The 16,729-nt window shown below is 71.5% G+C and carries 16 protein-coding genes; 7 read left to right on the top strand and 9 right to left on the bottom strand.

Annotated features, from left to right (window positions below):
• Window positions 1-137: 137 nt before the first annotated feature.
• The gene (locus tag KY5_RS11155) at window positions 138-515 is read left to right on the top strand and encodes a hypothetical protein (protein WP_234362687.1); all 378 of its coding nucleotides are present in this window, start codon (window positions 138-140) and stop codon (window positions 513-515) included.
• A 12-nt stretch (window positions 516-527) separates the two neighbouring features.
• Here the strand turns inward: KY5_RS11155 and KY5_RS11150 are convergent, their stop codons facing one another.
• From KY5_RS11150 to KY5_RS11140, 3 genes are read right to left on the bottom strand one after another with little or no spacing between them, the layout of a single operon-like run.
• Window positions 528-1,877 carry a DUF1996 domain-containing protein gene (locus KY5_RS11150; protein ID WP_098242092.1) on the bottom strand — a complete coding sequence of 450 codons (1,350 nt, stop codon included), beginning with the start codon at window positions 1,875-1,877 and terminating at the stop codon, window positions 528-530.
• A 32-nt stretch (window positions 1,878-1,909) separates the two neighbouring features.
• Window positions 1,910-2,560, bottom strand: a complete 651-nt coding sequence (locus KY5_RS11145) for a LuxR C-terminal-related transcriptional regulator (protein WP_098242091.1) — start codon at window positions 2,558-2,560, stop codon at window positions 1,910-1,912.
• On the bottom strand, window positions 2,545-3,822 hold the full coding sequence (locus KY5_RS11140; protein ID WP_098242090.1) for a sensor histidine kinase: 1,278 nt from the start codon (window positions 3,820-3,822) through the stop codon (window positions 2,545-2,547). The genes KY5_RS11145 and KY5_RS11140 overlap by 16 nt, the downstream gene beginning before the upstream one ends.
• Before the next feature lie 231 nt (window positions 3,823-4,053).
• Here KY5_RS11140 and KY5_RS11135 point away from each other — a divergent pair, with 231 nt between their 5' ends.
• Window positions 4,054-6,264, top strand: a complete 2,211-nt coding sequence (locus KY5_RS11135; protein ID WP_199843028.1) for an MMPL family transporter — start codon at window positions 4,054-4,056, stop codon at window positions 6,262-6,264.
• 61 nt (window positions 6,265-6,325) lie between these two features.
• Here KY5_RS11135 and KY5_RS11130 read toward each other — a convergent pair whose 3' ends face one another.
• The 5 genes from KY5_RS11130 to KY5_RS11105 form a co-directional block, all read right to left on the bottom strand.
• Window positions 6,326-7,318, bottom strand: coding sequence for an NAD-dependent epimerase/dehydratase family protein (locus KY5_RS11130; protein ID WP_098242089.1), 993 nt, complete (start codon window positions 7,316-7,318; stop codon window positions 6,326-6,328).
• A 62-nt stretch (window positions 7,319-7,380) separates the two neighbouring features.
• A complete protein-coding gene (locus KY5_RS11125; protein ID WP_098242088.1) occupies window positions 7,381-7,965 on the bottom strand; it encodes a winged helix-turn-helix domain-containing protein in 585 nt (194 codons plus the stop codon).
• Window positions 7,966-8,350: 385 nt separating this feature from the next.
• Window positions 8,351-9,379 (bottom strand): glutamine synthetase, encoded by a 1,029-nt coding sequence (gene glnII, locus KY5_RS11115; RefSeq protein ID WP_098242086.1) that lies wholly within the window; start codon window positions 9,377-9,379, stop codon window positions 8,351-8,353.
• Window positions 9,380-9,561: 182 nt separating this feature from the next.
• Entirely contained in the window at window positions 9,562-10,032 is a 471-nt protein-coding gene (locus KY5_RS11110; protein ID WP_098242085.1) for a hypothetical protein, read from the bottom strand.
• A gap of 164 nt (window positions 10,033-10,196) precedes the next feature.
• On the bottom strand, window positions 10,197-10,565 hold the full coding sequence (locus tag KY5_RS11105; protein ID WP_098242084.1) for an arsenate reductase family protein: 369 nt from the start codon (window positions 10,563-10,565) through the stop codon (window positions 10,197-10,199).
• 168 nt (window positions 10,566-10,733) lie between these two features.
• Here KY5_RS11105 and KY5_RS11100 point away from each other — a divergent pair, with 168 nt between their 5' ends.
• From KY5_RS11100 to KY5_RS11080, 5 genes are all read left to right on the top strand, one after another.
• Entirely contained in the window at window positions 10,734-11,036 is a 303-nt protein-coding gene (locus KY5_RS11100) for a hypothetical protein (RefSeq protein WP_098242083.1), read from the top strand.
• 138 nt (window positions 11,037-11,174) lie between these two features.
• Window positions 11,175-12,137, top strand: a complete 963-nt coding sequence (locus KY5_RS11095) for an alpha/beta fold hydrolase (protein ID WP_098247172.1) — start codon at window positions 11,175-11,177, stop codon at window positions 12,135-12,137.
• Window positions 12,138-12,278: 141 nt separating this feature from the next.
• On the top strand, window positions 12,279-13,619 hold the full coding sequence (locus tag KY5_RS11090) for a DUF2252 domain-containing protein (RefSeq protein WP_098242082.1): 1,341 nt from the start codon (window positions 12,279-12,281) through the stop codon (window positions 13,617-13,619).
• A gap of 61 nt (window positions 13,620-13,680) precedes the next feature.
• Complete coding sequence (locus tag KY5_RS11085) at window positions 13,681-14,652, top strand: asparaginase (protein ID WP_098242081.1); 972 nt, start codon at window positions 13,681-13,683, stop codon at window positions 14,650-14,652.
• 69 nt (window positions 14,653-14,721) lie between these two features.
• A complete protein-coding gene (locus KY5_RS11080) occupies window positions 14,722-15,456 on the top strand; it encodes a dienelactone hydrolase family protein (protein ID WP_098242080.1) in 735 nt (244 codons plus the stop codon).
• An 18-nt stretch (window positions 15,457-15,474) separates the two neighbouring features.
• Here the strand turns inward: KY5_RS11080 and KY5_RS11075 are convergent, their stop codons facing one another.
• Window positions 15,475-16,626, bottom strand: a complete 1,152-nt coding sequence (locus KY5_RS11075; RefSeq protein ID WP_098242079.1) for an HAD family hydrolase — start codon at window positions 16,624-16,626, stop codon at window positions 15,475-15,477.
• Window positions 16,627-16,729 lie beyond the last annotated feature (103 nt).

The following is a 16,729-nucleotide window of genomic DNA, read 5'->3' as shown; positions in this document are numbered from 1 at the left end:
ACCCCCTGTGTTGAAGGACCCGGCGCACGGTAATCGCGTGGTCCCCCGTGCTCAACGGTGCGGAAGAAGATGGCGAGTTCGGCTCGCCGGAAGGGTCTGGTGGGACGATGAGTCCAGCGCGAAGTGCGCTTTTGGGCATGACGATGGGAGTGCTGCTCGCGGTGGCGGGGTGCGGCTCACAGGGTGACGGCACACCGGACACGGCGAGCGGCAGCCTGGAGCAGCTGGCGGCCAGGGCGCGGTGCAGGCCCGAGGTCCAGACGGACGCGGCCGAACTGCGGCAGGCCACCTGTGACAAAGGTGCCCGGCACTACGTGCTCGTAACCTTTACAAACGCCCGTGGCCAGGCCGAATGGCTCGACGAGGCGAACGACTACGGGGGCACGTACCTCGTCGGCGGGAGCTGGGTCGCGGTCGGCACCGCCCGGGACATCTCGGCGCTGCGGCAGCGGCTCGGCGGAGCCGTGGTGGCCGCCGCGTCCCTGCACGGCGGCCACCACGGCCATGGGGGATGAGCGCCAGGGTGATCAGGCGCAGCGCTGCCCGGAGTTGACGCAGCTCGCGACGCGCCGCATCAGCTTCTGGTCGAAGACGTTGATGAAGTCACCGTGGTCGGTGACGGGTTTGTGCAGCTGCTCGGGGAACGAGTCGACGGCGAACCCCGGGCCCGGCGGCACGTCGTAGACGATGCGCTGCACCAGCTGGGGGATGGCCCGGAAGCCTTGGGGGCAGGCGCCGGTGCGGGGGTCGGCGAAGGCCACGTGCGTACGGTGGTTGGCGCTGTCGGTGTTGCGGCCGTCCCAGCAGCTCTGGAACCTGAAGGTGCGCACGACGTCGCTGCCCCGGGGGCAGATCGGGTACTTGTCCTTCAGCTGACGGTTCTCGAATCCGGTGCAGCTCCAGGAGGCGTTGGCGTTGGCGTCGCCGTTCGTGAACGCCTTGGCGTCACCGGTGATGATCCGCAGGAAGCGCGGCATCGCGACGACCTTTCCCGTCGGATTTCCGGTGAACTTCAATGTGACGGAGGCCGGGGTCTGGATCTCGCCGACGTTCTGGTCCTTGCCGCCGCCGTCGGCTCCCGCGTCGTTCTCGTCCTTTCCGTTCCGCAGCCGCAGGACGGGCCAGTAATAGGTCGACTTGTCTGCCTGATTGCGGCAGCTCGTCCTGCCGTTCGCGAGATCCTGATCGCTGGAGAAGGCGTCCGTCGCCTGATTTCCGACGTAATCGTGCATGTGGTGAGCGCCATTGCTCACGCCGGGCGCGACGATGACGTTGTCGGGATTGAATTTGCCGTTCGCGTTCCGACCGCATTGCGTGGTGAAGGTGCCGCGGGAGGCGCCGCGGCGTTCCCTGGGGCGTTCGGCATTGGGCCGGATGGACGTGATGTCCACGAAGTCAGCGGCCTCGGGTCCGTTGCCCTTCTGCGGTGGTCGCTGCTCCTGGTCGGCCGCGCGCAGGGTGCACGGCGCCATGCCGTCCAGGCCGTCGGGCCGTGCGCCTGCCTGTTCCATGGACCGCCCGATCTCGCCGAGCGTGCCCCTCCGCTGCTCTTCCAGCGGAGGGAGCACGGACTCCTTGTCCTGTGTCCTGCCGAACGCGTCGTACGCCTGCGTGATCTGGGTGTCCAGATCCGCGAGCCGCCGATCGACCTCGCCGCGCGCCGCGTCCGGCACGTCGGGAAGCTGATTGGCCACGTCCGGGCAGCTGATGGTGGACACCTGCTGCCCGGCGCTCTGTGGGGGAGGCTGATCCGCGCCTTCTTCGGCGTTCGCGTAGACGTTCACGGCGATCAGTCCGCCGCCGCCCAGGAGTAACGCCGCGGACGCGGCGACCATGCGTCGCGCCAGCCTCGATCGTTTTCGTGAGGTACGTCCCATGGGGTTACATACGCATCAGGAATCCGAGGCGTTCAGCGTCCCTGGTCCAAATACGCAAGCACCGCGAGCACACGCCGATTGTCGTCGTCGGAAACGGGGAGATCGAGTTTCCCGAAGATGTTGGACGTGTGTTTGGCGATGGCCCGTTCCGTGACCACGAGTTGCGCCGCGATCGCCGCGTTCGACCGGCCCTGCGCCATGAGTTCGAGGACCTCGCGCTCGCGCGGGGTGAGCGCGCCGAGCGGCTGGTCGGCGGAGCGCCGGGAGAGGAGCTGCTGGATCACCTGCGGGTCCATCGCGGTGCCGCCCGCCGCCACCCTGCGTACGGCGTCGATGAACTGTGCGGCGTCGAAGACCCGGTCCTTGAGGAGGTAGCCGACGCCGCCGGTGCCGTCGGCGAGCAGCTCGCGGGCGTACAGCTGCTCCACGTGCTGCGAGAGGACGAGGACCGGCAGGCCCGGCTTGGCCCGGCGCGCGGCGAGCGCGCACTGGAGGCCCTCGTCGGTGTGGGACGGCGGAAGCCGGACGTCGACGACGGCGACGTCCGGCTGCAACTCCGCGAGGGCCTTGGTGAGTTCGGGCCCGCTCTCCACCGCGGCGGCGATCTCGAAGTCGAATGCCTCCAGCATCCGCACCAGGCCGTCGCGCAGCAGGAAGAGGTCTTCGGCTAGGACAACTCGCAAGGGATCTCCATGGTCACCATGGTCGGGCCGCCAACCGGGCTGCTGACGGCCAGTACGCCGTCGAATGTACCGAGTCGGCGTTCGATCCCGCTCAGCCCTGATCCGGTGCCGAGGGCGGCGCCGCCCTTGCCGTTGTCGGTGACCGCGATGCGCAGCATGCCCTCGGAGTGGTGCAGGTCGACCCAGATGCGGTCGGCGCCCGCGTGCTTGATGACGTTCGTCAGGGACTCGCTGACCGCGAAGTACGCCGCCGACTCGACCGGCGCCTCGGCCCTGCCCCGCAGTTCTACGTCGACCTCGGTGCTGACGGGGAGCCGCAGCGCGAGGGCCTTGACCGCGTCGCCGAGGCCGCGTTCGGCGAGGACCGGCGGGTGGATGCCGCGGACCAGGTCGCGCAGTTCGGTGAGGGCCTCGCCGGAGTTCTGCCTGGCCTTGGCGAGCAGTTCCTTGGCCTTGGCGGGGTTCGACTCGACGAGCGCCTCGATGGTGCCGAGGTCCATGCCCATGGCGACCAGTCGGGCCTGCGCCCCGTCGTGCAGATCGCGCTCGATGCGGCGCAGCTCGGCGGCCGAGGTGTCCACGGCGTCGTGCCGGGTCTCCGTCAAGTGGTCGACGCGCAGCGCCAGTTCACGCTCGCGCATGCTCGTGGTGGGGGCGATGAACGTACGCGCGAGGCGGAAGTGGGTGCGGATGAGGGCGGGGTTCACGAAGATCCCGAGGACGAACAGGGCCGTGCCGAGCGCGGCCGCGTAGTTCGCGTCGGTCTGCGAGGTGACGTGGATGAAGGCGTACCACTCGCCGCCGCCCGCGTTGTAGATGGGCTCCCACACGCCGAAGGCGAGCACCCAGCCGTACAGCATGTAGAGGAGCAGCGCGGGCGCGAAGATCGCGACGACGAAGCCCGCGGTCATGTCGACGAGCAGCCACTGCAGATCGCGCCAGGTCGCCGGGTCCTTCAGCATCAGGTGGCAGCGGTCGACCTGTCCCATGAGTCCCCGCCGCATGTTCGGCGGGAAGGGCCGGTACGGGATCGGTATGTGGACGTCCGACCACTCACCGGCCTGGACGCGGCGCAGGTTGGCGTACTTGCGCAGGTAGGTGAGCACCAGCGGTGTGGTGAGCACGCCGATGCCCAGGGGGATGAAGGCGATCGCCAGGACCGCGTTGACGAAGAAGATGATCCCGCCGGCCAGCGAGACGACCGCCAGATACAGGCCGCGCGCACCCGCTATCACGGCCCCTCCCACCCGTGATGTCCCCATGATGTCCCTCTCCTCGAGCTGCCTGTCAGAAGGACAGTCTCCCTGGTCACGGGGGTGCGGGTCACTGGGTCCCCCACCCGGGCGGGGGTGTACCTGACGACACCCCCGGGGCCTCGCCCTGTGCTTCGGGGAGAGGGGGTCTCGGCGGCTGGGGCGTCGGGCCCCGGATTCCTAGCGTGAGTGGCGTCTTATCCGACGTTTACTCACGCAGACTTATGGGGGCGGAACGCCATGCGGCGCAACCTCGCGGCACGACTCGGTGTGTGGAGCGCACACCACAGGAAGACGGCCATCCTCGGCTGGCTGCTCTTCGTGGTCCTCGCCACGGTCATCGGCGGGGCCTCCGGCATGGTCACCGCCTCCGAGGACGAGATGGGGGTCGGCGAATCGGGCCGGGCCGAGACGATCCTCAAGGACGCGGGCATCGACGAGCCCGCGGGCGAACTCGTCATGGTCGGCACGCGGACGGCCGACGGCTGGCGGGACGCGGCGGCCGACCTGTCGAAGGCGCTGACCGCCACCGGCGAGGTGCGCGACGTCCAGGCGCCGCTGCCCTCGAAGGACGGCAAGGACGCGCTGCTCCGCTTCGAGATCAAGGGCCCGTCCGACGAGGCCGTCGACCGCGTGCAGCCCGTGCTCGACGCGGTCGCGCGGGCCAAGGAGGACGGGGCCGCGGACGGCGTCTCCGTCTACCAGTTCGGCGACGCGAGCTCCCAGAAGCACCTCTCCGACCTGCTCGCCGACGACTTGAAGAAGGCCGAGTTCACCGCGGTGCCGCTGGCCCTCGGCATTCTCCTGGTCGCCTTCGGGGCCGTGGTCGCCGCGCTGCTCCCGGTGGGCCTCGCGCTCACCGCGTGCGTGGGCGCCTTCGGTCTGCTCTCGCTCGCCAGCCACCAGCTGCACCTGTTCGAGACGACCTACTCGGTGATGTTCCTGATGGGCCTCGCGGTCGGCGTCGACTACTGCCTCTTCTACCTGCGGCGCGAGCGCGACGAGCGGGCTGCGGGGCACGACGCGGACACCGCGCTGCGGATCGCGGCGGCCACCAGCGGCCGGGCCGTCCTGGTCTCGGGCCTGACGGTGATGGTCGCGATGGCGGGCATGTTCCTCTCCGGCCTGCTCCTCTTCAAGGGCTTCGCGCTCGCCACCATCCTCGTGGTGTGCGTGGCGATGCTCGGCTCCGTCACCGTCCTGCCCGCGCTGCTCGCCGGGCTCGGCGACCGCATCGACGCGGGCCGCATCCCCTTCCTGAACCGGCGCTCCCGGCGCGGCGCCCACGCCGGTGGCGCCATGGCGGGGCGCGTCCTGCGGCCCGTCCTGAACCACCCGAGGTTCTTCGCCGTCGCCGCCGCCGTGGTGCTGCTCGCGCTCGCCGCGCCCGCGCTCGGCATGAAGACCGAACAGCTGGGCCTGGAGAAGCAGTTCGGCTCCGACGCGCCGCTCTCCGTCTCGTACGAGAAGATCACCGAGAAGTTCCCCGGCGGTCCCGCCCCGGCCAGGGTGGTCGTCGAGGCCGACGACATCCAGGCGCAGCCGGTGCGCGCCGCGCTCGGCTCGCTGACGAAGAAGGCGGGCGAGAACGCCGAACTCACCGTCCACAAGGCGTCGAACGTCGCCGAGATCGCGGTCCCGCTGCCGGGCGACGGTACCGACGCCGAGGCGAAGAAGGCCCTGCGTGAACTGCGCGACGACACCGTGCCCGCGGCCTTCGACGGGGTGGAAGCCCACGCCTACGTCGGCGGTGACCTGGCCTCGTCCGAGGACTTCAGCGACCAGCTCAGCAAGGGCATCGTCCCGGTCTTCGCCTTCATCGCCGCGGTGACCTTCCTCCTGATGCTGTTCAGCTTCCGCTCGCTGGTGATCGCGGTGACGTCGATCGCGCTCAACCTGCTGTCGGTGGGCGCCGCCTACGGCGTGATGACCGCGGTCTTCCAGCACGGCTGGGGCGCGGAGCTGATCGGCTCGGAGAAGGTCGGCGCGATCGAGAACTGGATGCCGCTGTTCGTCCTGGTCGTCCTCTTCGGACTCTCCATGGACTACCACGTCTTCGTGGTCTCCCGGATCCGCGAGTCCCGCGACCGGGGCATGGACAACCGCTCGGCGATCCGCGAGGGCATCACCCGCACGGCGGGCGCGGTGACGGGGGCGGCCGTGATCATGGTGGCGGTCTTCGCGGTCTTCGGCACGCTGTCCATGCAGGACATGCAGCAGATGGGCGTGGGCCTCGGGGTGGCGGTCCTCCTGGACGCGACGCTGGTCCGGATGATCCTGCTCCCGTCCCTGATGACCCTCCTGGGCGACCGCAACTGGCACACCCCGCGCTGGCTCTCCTGGCTGCCGAAGGTCTCGCACGGCGAGGAAGAGGCGCCCACGTCGTGGGCAGGCGTTCCGCACGGTGGATCCCGGCCCAGTGATAACGCCCCGGTGCCGACCAACCGTTGACGCGACAGGGCCTTATGGCGTATCCCCGGCGCGGAGGAATCCGCGCCGGGGGTACACCACGTCAAAGCCCCAGCACCTTCGCCTCCTTGGCGGGGTCGAGCCCCACGACCGGCCGGTCCCCCCGCTGGGGAGCGACCCCGCCGAGGCTCCGGAGCCAGTCCCACGTGTCGCGCACGGTCTCGGCGACGGGCCGGGCCCGCAGCCCCGCGGCCACCGCCTTGTCCACGGACGTGACGTGCAACGTGTCGTACAGCTCACCGACCGGAGGCACCCACACCGGCAGCTCCATCCACGGCTCGATCCCCGCGGCGGCGATCACCTCGGGCGACGTCCACCGCAGCTCCGCGTCCTCCGCCCCCGCCACGGCGACACACGCCTCGAGAAGCTCCCCCATCGTCGTGTGCGCGACGGGCGAGACCAGGTTGTAGGGGCCGTGTAGCCCGGCCGCCGCCGCGTCGACGATCCACTCCGCGAGATCCCGTACGTCGATGTACTGGATGCCCATGTCCCGGGGCCCGGGGGCGAGCACGGGACCTCCCCGCGCGACCCGGTTCAGCCACCACGGCAGCCGCCCGATGTTCTCGTACGGGCCGAGGATCAGCCCCGCCCGCGCGAGCAGCGTCCGCTCGGCTCCGAACTCGGCGAGGGCGGCGAGCTCGCCGCCCCGCTTGTCCTCCGCGTACGCCGTCGCCCCCGCGTCCGGATCGCCGTCCACCACGGGGAAGTCCTCGGCGGATCCGGCCGCGCCGGGATAGCGGTACACGGATCCGCTGGACACGTAGACGTACCGCCCCGCGCGGCCCGCGAGCAGCCCGGCCGACTCGCGCACCACCCGCGGCGCCGCCGACCAGGTGTCGACCACCACGTCCCACTCGCCGTCGGCGAGCGCGGCGAGGCCGCCGTCGGCAAGGCGGTCGCCGTGCAGGGCCCGGGTGCCCTCGGGCGCCGGGTGATGACCGCGGTGGAAGACGGTCACCTCCCAACCCCGGGCGAGGGCCGCCTCGGTGACCGCGCGTCCCACGAACTCCGTACCACCCAGCATCAGAAGTCTCATGACCTCGACTCTGCCGCCGGACCCCCGCCCGGGGGAACCCGTTTCTGCTCGCGGCAGACGGATCAGTGCTGCGTCGAGGCGCCGACGGAGGGCGGCGCGTACTTGTAGCCGACCCGTCGCACCGTCTGGATCGTCCTGCGGTGGTCGGCGCCGAGCTTGCGGCGCAGCCTGGCGATGTGCACGTCGACGGTGCGTCCGTCGCCCACGTGGCCGTAGCCCCACACCGTGGTCACCAACTGGTCGCGGGTGTGCACCCGGTGGGGGTGCGCGACGAGATGGGCGAGCAGCTCGAACTCCAGGTACGTGAGGTCGAGCGCGCGCCCGTCCACCTCGGCGGCGCGCTGCACCGTGTCGATCCTGACGGGCCCGGTGGCGGCGGGCCTGACGTCGGGGACGACGGGTTCCGCGGCGACGGGCTCCTGCCCGGCGGGCACCAGGACGAGGTAGCCGACCATCGGGGGCTGTCCGGGCAGGCTCGGCAGGGTGTGCTGCGGCGCGGGCAGCCAAGTGGCGCCCGGCGGCAGGAAGTCGGAGATCTGCACGACCTCGTCGGGGGCCACGGCCCGCAGTCGTCCCCGGGCGGGGGAGACGGGAGCGGTGAGGGCGGAGGAGGAGGCGGAGACGGAGAAGGAACGGGAGTTCGCCATGGTGGAGTCAGCTCTTTCGCGCGAAGAAGGAGTCGTCGAGAACGAGACGTACGTCGTGCGCGTCAGGCGAAGGCCGGGTGAACGGCTTTAGAGGGCCCGCGCGTTCATCGCGGGGCAACACACCCGGTCGAAGTCGTGGTGCTGACGGGAAGGCCAGAACGGCTCGAGGTCATGACGACCTGTCGAGGTGATCCGGTGGCTTCCCATGACCCCTATTGAAGCAGATGGGACGGTTACCGGCAGTTCCCTCTCGCCCAGTGATACGGCCGCTTGGCGCCTCTTGGCCGGAATTGCACCCCGCTCCGGGTGGGCCAGCTCACGCCGTCGTACGACGAGGGGGCGCCCACCGGAATCGATGGGCACCCCCTCGTCGTACGCGTCGGGATCAGACCTGCCCGGCCTTCTCCAGGGCGGCGCAGCAGGTGTCGACCAGGAGCCGCGTCACGACGTACGGGTCGACGTTGGCGTTCGGACGGCGGTCCTCGATGTAGCCCTTCTGCTCCACCTCGACCTGCCACGGGATGCGGACCGAGGCACCCCGGTCGGAGACGCCGTACTTGTACTCGTCCCACGGGGCGGTCTCGTGCAGCCCGGTGAGGCGGTCGTCGATGCCCGCGCCGTAGTTCTTGACGTGGTCGAGGGGCTTGGAGCCCTCGCCGAGGGCCTCGCAGGCGGTGATGATCGGCGCGTAGCCCTCGCGCATCGCCTTGGTGGAGAAGTTGGTGTGCGCGCCCGCGCCGTTCCAGTCGCCCTTGACCGGCTTGGGGTCCAGGGTCGCGGAGACCTTGAAGTCCTCGGCGGTGCGGTAGAGCAGCCAGCGGGCGATCCACAGCTGGTCGGAGACCTCGAGCGGGGCGAGCGGGCCGACCTGGAACTCCCACTGTCCCGGCATCACTTCGGCGTTGATGCCGGAGATGCCGAGGCCCGCCGTGAGGCAGTGCTCCAGGTGCGCCTCGACGATGTCACGGCCGAAGATCTCGTCCGCGCCGACGCCGCAGTAGTAGCCGCCCTGCGCGGCGGGGAAGCCGCCGACGGGGAAGCCGAGCGGGCGGTCGCCCTCGAAGAAGGTGTACTCCTGCTCGATGCCGAAGATCGGCTCCTGCGCGCCGAAGCGGGCCTCGACCTCGGCGAGCTCGGCACGGGTGTTGGACTCGTGCGGCGTCATGTCCGTGTTGAGGACCTCGCACAGGACGAGGATGTCGTCGCCGCCGCGGATCGGGTCGGGGCAGGTGAAGACGGGCTTGAGGACGCGGTCGGACGCATGACCCTTGGCCTGGTTCGTGCTGGATCCGTCGAAGCCCCACAGCGGGAGCTCGGCGCCCTTCGCCTCGTCCGCGAGGATCTTCGTCTTGGAGCGGAGCTTGGCGGTCGGCGCGGTGCCGTCGATCCAGATGTACTCAGCCTTGAAGGTCACGGGGCCTCATCCTTAGAACGTTCGGTACGGCGCAGAACGTGCGGGTGCTGCGGTGCCGTGGTGATGTGCGGCAGCCTGGCAACCGGCGATTTCCCGACCGTTGCTCTGATGTGAACCCCGTGTTACCTGGGGCGACTGTGGCTCAGCTCACGCGACGCCCCGCTCGGTGCTCTGTCCGGGCCTCACTTGATGACGGCGTTGGCCGCCGCGATGGCCAGGCCGATCGTCGCGTCCGCGCCGCCGATCAGGACGGCCGAGCGCCGCCGGTAGCCGACGCGCAGCGCCGCGGTCGTGCCCCAGGCGAAGAGGAGCGCGGCGTTCAGGAGCAGTCCGGTGTACGTGACGGGGGACTCGGGCCAGCCGAAGGCGCCCGCGAGCAGGAGCAGGATCACCGTGGGCCAGCAGGCGACGATCACCGGCCACTCGTCGACGAGCGTCAGGGCCAACTGGCGCCAGCGGTGGATGCCCGAGCCCGGCCGGTGCGTGGACATGTGGTGCGCGTAGCCGTGCGCGAGCGCGGCCGTGCCCGCGGTCACCATCACCCAGGCCGCGTCGTAGTAGGGCGTGTAGGGGGTGCCCTCCGACTGGAGCGCCGCGAGCAGCGCGCTCGCGAGGACCGTTCCGTATACGCCCCCGAACATCCAGCTCCGCACGGCGCGCTCCTTTCCGTCCGCCGGATCGTGCGTCCGGTCGTGGACTGTGGAGCCCTCAACGCTAGGCAGCTGTTTGTAACGGTTTGCCGGGGATTGGCCATCGACCTGCGGTCAGGTTCGGCTCAGCGGGACGAGGTCGGCGGGCCGGGATCAGCGGGACGGGTTCAGCGGGACAGTGCGTCCCGCACCGCCTCCTCGGTCCGCGCCACCACGGCCGTGCCGTCGTCCGCCGTGATGATCGGGCGCTGGATCAGCTTGGGGTGCTCGGCGAGCGCCCCGATCCAGCGGTCGCGGCCCGACGCGTCGCGCGGCCACGCCGCACGGTCGGCGAGGCCGAGCTCCTTGGCGGCGGCCTCCTGGGTGCGGGTGATGTCCCACGGTTCGAGGCCGAGCCGGTCGAGCACGGCGCGGATCTCGTCCTCGGTGGGCACGTCGTCCAGGTAGCGGCGCACGGTGTAGTCGGCGCCCTCCGCGTCGAGCAGGGTGAGGGCGCTGCGGCACTTCGAACAGGCGGGGTTGATCCAGATCTCCATGCCGCACACGCTACCCGCGAATCACCCGCAACAGAGCTCGCGGCGAGGTCTTGTTCGAATACCTCAAAGCCCGTCTGGCCAGCGGCGATTGTCAGTGCCGCGCAGTAGAATCACAGTAGTGTTCGAGGGCGCCCGACGGGGGGTCCTGACCGCGACAGGAGGATGCCTGTGCCCGCTGCCGCACTCACATCGAAGACGAAGTCCACGCCGAGGTCCGTGCTGTTCGACCTGCCCTACGTGCCACGGGAGAAGAAGGCCCTGCCGGCCGGACGCCCCCGGGAGTGGTACATCACCCACAACCGCCGCCTCAAGGCCATGCGCCTGGCCATCGCCCTGCTCGACTCGGGCGTGTGGATGCCGAACCAGGCGAAGAACACGACGATACGGAGCATGGCGGAGGACATCGGGATCCACCCGCCCTCCGACATCACGTGCCACATGGTGCGCGCCCTGATGCGGTACAGCCGCTGAGCGGTGCGGCGAAGGCGTCGAGCAAGTGCCGGGCCCGCCGGGGGAGTTGCCCCGGCGGGCCCGGCACTTCGCGCGTTTCCCGGACGGCCCCGGCAGGGGCCTGTGCGGACAATTGTGCGACGGGGCATGCTGTGCCACATGACCCAGCAGCAACCCGTCGGCGAGCTGCCGCTCCTGACCACCGCCCAACTCCCGGACGGCGCCCGCTTTCCCGTCCGCGCCCTGCTCGCCCCCGCCCCCGACCGCTTCCTGCCGTCGGGCTCGGGACCCGCGCCGGGGCCGCCGCCCGCGCCCGCCGTGCTGATCCTGCCCGCGATGGGCACGCCCGCCCGCTTCTACCGACGCTTCGCGCGCCAGCTCCACGACGAGGGGCTCACGGCGCTCACCGTCGACCTGCGCGGCCAGGGCGAGTCGACCCCGCACGTCACCGACCGCGCGGCCCTCGACCACGGCTACCGCGCCGTCGTCGAGGAGGACCTGCCCGCGATCGTCTCGGCGGTCCGCGCCGAGCTCGGCCCCGAGCCGCCCCTGCATCTGCTCGGTCACAGCCTGGGCGGTCAACTCGTTCTGGTGCACGCCGCGTTGGGCGTCGGGCCCGGCGTCGACGGGGTGGTCCTCGTCGCCTCGGGTTCCGTGTGGTTCCGGGCGTACGGACGGCTGCGCGGGCCCGCGCTGCTCCTCGGTGAGCTGTTCGCCGCTGCGGCGTCGACCGTCCTCGGCCGCTGGCCCGGCAGGCGGTTCCGTTTCGGCGGCGATCAGCCCAAGGGCGTCATGCGCGACTGGGCGAGACAGGGGCGCACCGGCCGCTACTCGGGCAAGGGCTCCGCGCTCGACTACGAGGCGGCGCTGCGCGCGCTCGACCTGCCGGTGCTCGCCGTGTCCGTGGAGGGCGACACCTTCGCACCGCCCGGCGCGCTCGACCACCTCGTCGGCAAGGTTCCGGCCGCCCGCCTCACCCGCCGCCACTACACCGCCCACGAGGCGGGCGGCCGCCTCGACCACTTCGCCTGGACCCGGGCGGGCGGCGCGCTCGCCAAGCAGGTCGCGGCGTGGGCGACCGCCGAGGAGGCACCCGGGGGCGCTGAGCAGGGGCGCCGATGAGGGGCCCGGCGTCGCTCACCCGTTCGGCGTACCCGGCATGCGCAGGCGACCGCGGCCGCATTGGCTGCTGATGAGGGCAGGCCGACGCCCGCGAGGCACCCCGTGCCCGCCGCGAGCGCGAGACGCGAGAGGGGAGCGAGCATGGCGACCCAGGAGGAGCGCGCCCGTGCCGGCAAGGCGGCCCGCAAACGCGCCTCACGCTCCTCGCACGCGGCCTGGATCCCCTCCGCGGACCGCCCCGACCCGGTGGCCGTCCTGGAACGCCAGGGCGTGGACCGCGTCCAGGAACTCCTCCCCATCCGCTACGGCAGGATGGCCGCGTCCCCGTTCGCCTTCCTGCGCGGCGCCGCCGCCGTCATGGCGGGCGACCTCGCCGTACTGCGGCACACCGGCCTCACCGTGCAGCTCTGCGGCGACGCCCACCTGCTCAACTTCGGCGTCTTCGCCTCGCCGGAGCGCGCCCTGCTCTTCGACCTCAACGACTTCGACGAGACCTGCCAGGGCCCCTTCGAATGGGACGTCAAACGGCTCGCCGCCAGCGTCGCGGTCGCCGCACGGGGGAACGGGGCGGGCGAGAACGCGGCCCGCGACGCCGCCCAGGACGCCGTGACCGCCTACCGCAAGGGCATGCGGCGCCTGGCCGGACTCGGTGAACTCGCCGTCTGGTACGAGCGCGTCGACGCCCGCGAGGCGCTGGACCTCATCCGCTCCCCGCGCCACCGCAAGCGCGCCGAGGCGGGCCTCGACCACGCCCGGGGGCGCACCAGCCTCCAGGCGCTCGGCAAGCTCACCGAGGTCGTGGACGGCGCGCGGCGCATCATCCACGACCCGCCGCTGCTCGAACCCGCGGGCGCCCCCGACCTGGCCGCCCTGCGCAAGATCTTCGGCGACTACCGCTCCACGCTCTCCGAGGAGCGCCGCCTCCTGCTCGACCGCTACCGCTTCGTCGACGCCGCCCGCAAGGTCGTCGGGGTCGGCAGCGTCGGCACCCGCTGCTACATCGTGCTGCTCGCCGGGCGCGACCCCGGGGACCCGCTCTTCCTGCAGATCAAGGAGGCGGTGCGGTCCGTCGTCGAGGAACAGCTGCCGAGCGGGCCCTACCTCCACCCCGGGCACCGCGTGGTGGCGGGCCAGCGGCTGCTCCAGGCCGCGGGCGACATCTTCCTCGGCTGGATGACGGGGCCCCAGGGCCGCGCCTTCTACTGGCGCCAGCTGCGCGACATGAAGGGTTCCGCGGACATCACCGCCATGTCGACCGCCGAACTGCGCTGGTACGCCGGGCTCTGCGGCACGGCCCTGGCCCGCGCCCACGCCCGCTCCGGCGACCGCCTGGCGATAGCCGCCTACCTGGGCGGCTCCGACACCTTCGACCGCGCCGTGGCGGACTTCGCGCTGCGCTACGCGGCACAGAACGCCCGCGACCACGCGGCCCTGACCACGGCGATCGAATCAGGAGTGATCGGCGCGCTGCCGGGAGTCTGACAAGGGGTGTGACAGGGGGCGCGACAGGGGGTGCGACAGGGTGTGTGATAAGCACACGCACATGGCGAAGACCGTTTCTGTGTTCACCCTCGGCGGCACCATCTCCGCGCGCGGGGGCGGCAGTTCACCCCGGCTGACCGGGGCGCAGCTCCTCGCCGACACGGCGGGCGCGGCGCCCTCGGACATCGAGGTGGAGGTCCACGACGTACGGAAGCTGCCCAGCTCGTCGCTGGCCTTCGAGGACGTCGCCGACCTCGCGGAACACGTCGACGCGGCGCGCGCGGCGGGGCACGGCGTCGTCGTGGTGCAGGGCACCGACACCCTGGAGGAGACCGCCTTCCTCCTCGACCTGGCCTGTGCGCCCGGCACTCCGGTGGTCGTGACCGGGGCCATGCGCCGCCCCGACCTGCCCGGCGCCGACGGGCCCGCCAACCTCGCCGCCGCCCTCGCGGTCGCCGCGGACCCCGGCTGCGCGGGACTCGGCGTCCTCACGGTCATCGCCGACGAGATCCACGCGGCACGCCACGTCCGCAAGACGCACACCACGTCCGTGGCGACCTTCGCGTCACCGGGCGCGGGCCCCCTCGGCGCGGTCGTCGAGGGCAGGCCGCGCGTCCTGCTGCGCCCCGCGCGGCCCACCGTCACCCGTCCGCTGCCCCTGCGCGGCAGCGCCCGCGTCGCCCTGGTCACGCTCTCCCTCGGCGACCGGGGCGAACTCCTCGACGCGGTGGACGAGCGATTCGGCGGCCTGGTCGTGGCGGCGTTCGGGGCGGGCCACGTGCCGACCTGGCTGGTCGAACCGCTCACCGCGCTCGCCGCGCGCATGCCCGTGGTCCTCGCCTCACGCACCGGCGCGGGCCCGCTGCTCGCCCACACCTACCGGGGGCCAGGATCCGAGTACGACATGCTCGGCCGCGGCCTCGTCTCCGCCGGGACGCTGGACGCCCCGAAGGCCCGGCTGTTGCTGTACGCGCTCCTCGCGGACGGCGCCGACCGGGCTCAAGTGGCCGACGCCTTCGCCGCGTTGGCGTAGGCGCGCCCCGCTCTGCTGAGGGCTAAGTTCCGCCCGATACGGGCCCGATGATCACTACAGTCCCGACCCATGACGACGATCACCACCCGCACGGTCGCCTACCCGGCCGACGGGCTCACGATGACCGGGCACCTCGCGCTGCCCGCCGGGACCGGCCGCGTGCCCGCGGTCCTGCTCGGTCCCGAAGGCGCGGGCCTCAACGACGTCCAGCGCCGCAGGGCCGACGCCCTCGCCGAACTGGGCTACGTGGCGCTCGCCTTCGACCTCCACGGGGGCGGCCACTGGTTCACCGATCCGCAGGAGATGCTGGCCCGCACCACCCCGCTGCTCGCCGACCCCGACCGCATGCGGGAGATCGGCCACGCGGCACTGGACGTACTGCGCGCCGAACCGCGCACCGACCCCGACCGCATCGCCGCCGTGGGCTACGGCACCGGCGGCATCATCGCGCTGGAACTCGGGCGCGACGGCGTCGACTTGAAGGCCATCGGGACGGTCAACGGCCTGGCCACGGGCCGCCCCGGAGAGACCGCGCGCATCCGCTGCCCCGTGTGGGCCGGGGTCGGCTCCGAGGACCCGATCATGTCCCCGGCCCACCGGGAGGCGTTCGCCGCCGAGATGCGGGAGGCGGGCGTCGACTGGCGCCTGGTGGTCTACGGCGGCGCCCAGCACGCCTTCCACCACCCGCCGGTCGACCACGAGCAGACCGTGCTCCCCGGCGTCGCCCACCACCCGCTGCACGCGCGGCGGGCCTGGCGCGATGTCGTCGAACTGCTCGCCGAGTGCCTGCCGTTGGGGGACTGACCCGCGCGGCGAGGGAGGTCAGCCGATCTGGTCCGGCGTGACCGTCAGCCACCGCTTGTCGGCGGTCACCTTCTGGCCCAGCTCGCGCTGCCGGTCGGCGTTCTCCTTCTTCATGCCGTCGAGCTGCTTCATGTACGAGTCCTTGCGGTTGACCCACACCCGCACACCGCCGTGGGCGACATCGGCCGAGTGGAACAGCATCGGGCCGTCGCTCGCCGGGGTGTCACCGGCCGCGAGGATCGGCTTCCGCCACTCGTCGATGTAGGTGTTGATCGCCGCGGGCTTGCCCTCGTACCAGGTCAGCGGCGCCCACAGGTGCGGCGTCAGCTCGCGCTTCGCCAGCTTCGCGCGGTCCTTCTCGCCGAAGCGGCCCTCGGCGATCTCCTTGCGGGAGCTGGTCACTTCACCGGTCCTGCGGTCCTTGAGCTGCATCGAGACGCCGATGACGTTCTGCGGCTTCACGCCGTAGCCGTACGCGGGGTCGGCGAGCACCATGCGCACCAGGTCCTCGCTGGCCGCGCTGACCACGTACACCTCGATGCCGTGCGCGGTCAGCGTCTTGTAGAGCTGCTGCATGCCGCGCGAGAACTCGGGCGCCTTCACCTCGGTCTTCGTCGGCTTGCCGTCCTCGAAGTACTCGGCGGGGATCGGCTTCTTGTACGCCAGGAGCTCGTCGACGTACCCCTTGAGCTCCTTCAGCGTGAAGCCGGCGAAGATCTGCGCGGCCCAGGGGTAGCAGACCTGGTCGTCGACCTCGCACAGCCGGTTGTAGTAGCTGTAGAGGCTCTCCTTGTGCCCCGCCGTGTCCTTGAAGGGGATGATCTTCAGGGACGGGTCCATCGTCTTGCGGGTCAGGACGCCCTTCATCTCCAGGAAGGGGAGAAGGGACTCCTCCAGGTCGTTGCGGTACGTCGTGTTGTCCGCGTCGAAGACGGCGTACGCGCCCTTGTGGTCGTTCTTCGCGATGACCTTGCCGAGCTTCTCGGCGACGGGCTTCGGCCAGTGCGAGAGCTCACCGGCCGCGCTGTCCGCCGCCCGCGCGGTCTGCGCCGCGGAGCCCGCCGCGTTCGCCTCGGAGGTCGGCCAGAGCGCGCTGCCCGCGAGGACGGCGGCGGCGAGCGCCCCCAGAGCGCCGATGAGGGCGGGCTTGTTCTTTGCTCGTACTGCCATGTCTGCGGTGTCCTGCCGTTCCTGAGAGCGGTGTGCGGCCCCGTCCGGAGCGGCGCGCAATGGTACGAGGCCGCGCCGTCGTTTCCCATGATCGAAGTCACCG

Source organism: Streptomyces formicae (assembly GCF_002556545.1).
GTDB lineage: Bacteria > Actinomycetota > Actinomycetes > Streptomycetales > Streptomycetaceae > Streptomyces > Streptomyces formicae_A.
Note: the sequence above shows the minus strand (reverse complement) of the source record. Positions and strands in the feature narration are given on the sequence as shown.

What these genes read in the sequence shown, in the direction of transcription:
- KY5_RS11155 (WP_234362687.1), top strand. Translation starts at nt 138, where the DNA reads ATGACGATGGGAGTGCTGCTCGCGGTGGCGGGGTGCGGCTCACAGGGT.
- KY5_RS11150 (WP_098242092.1), bottom strand. Translation starts at nt 1,877, where the DNA reads ATGGGACGTACCTCACGAAAACGATCGAGGCTGGCGCGACGCATGGTC.
- KY5_RS11140 (WP_098242090.1), bottom strand. Translation starts at nt 3,822, where the DNA reads ATGGGGACATCACGGGTGGGAGGGGCCGTGATAGCGGGTGCGCGCGGC.
- KY5_RS11135 (WP_199843028.1), top strand. Translation starts at nt 4,054, where the DNA reads ATGCGGCGCAACCTCGCGGCACGACTCGGTGTGTGGAGCGCACACCAC.
- KY5_RS11130 (WP_098242089.1), bottom strand. Translation starts at nt 7,318, where the DNA reads ATGAGACTTCTGATGCTGGGTGGTACGGAGTTCGTGGGACGCGCGGTC.
- KY5_RS11125 (WP_098242088.1), bottom strand. Translation starts at nt 7,965, where the DNA reads ATGGCGAACTCCCGTTCCTTCTCCGTCTCCGCCTCCTCCTCCGCCCTC.
- KY5_RS11105 (WP_098242084.1), bottom strand. Translation starts at nt 10,565, where the DNA reads ATGGAGATCTGGATCAACCCCGCCTGTTCGAAGTGCCGCAGCGCCCTC.
- KY5_RS11095 (WP_098247172.1), top strand. Translation starts at nt 11,175, where the DNA reads ATGACCCAGCAGCAACCCGTCGGCGAGCTGCCGCTCCTGACCACCGCC.
- KY5_RS11090 (WP_098242082.1), top strand. Translation starts at nt 12,279, where the DNA reads ATGGCGACCCAGGAGGAGCGCGCCCGTGCCGGCAAGGCGGCCCGCAAA.
- KY5_RS11085 (WP_098242081.1), top strand. Translation starts at nt 13,681, where the DNA reads ATGGCGAAGACCGTTTCTGTGTTCACCCTCGGCGGCACCATCTCCGCG.
- KY5_RS11080 (WP_098242080.1), top strand. Translation starts at nt 14,722, where the DNA reads ATGACGACGATCACCACCCGCACGGTCGCCTACCCGGCCGACGGGCTC.
- KY5_RS11075 (WP_098242079.1), bottom strand. Translation starts at nt 16,626, where the DNA reads ATGGCAGTACGAGCAAAGAACAAGCCCGCCCTCATCGGCGCTCTGGGG.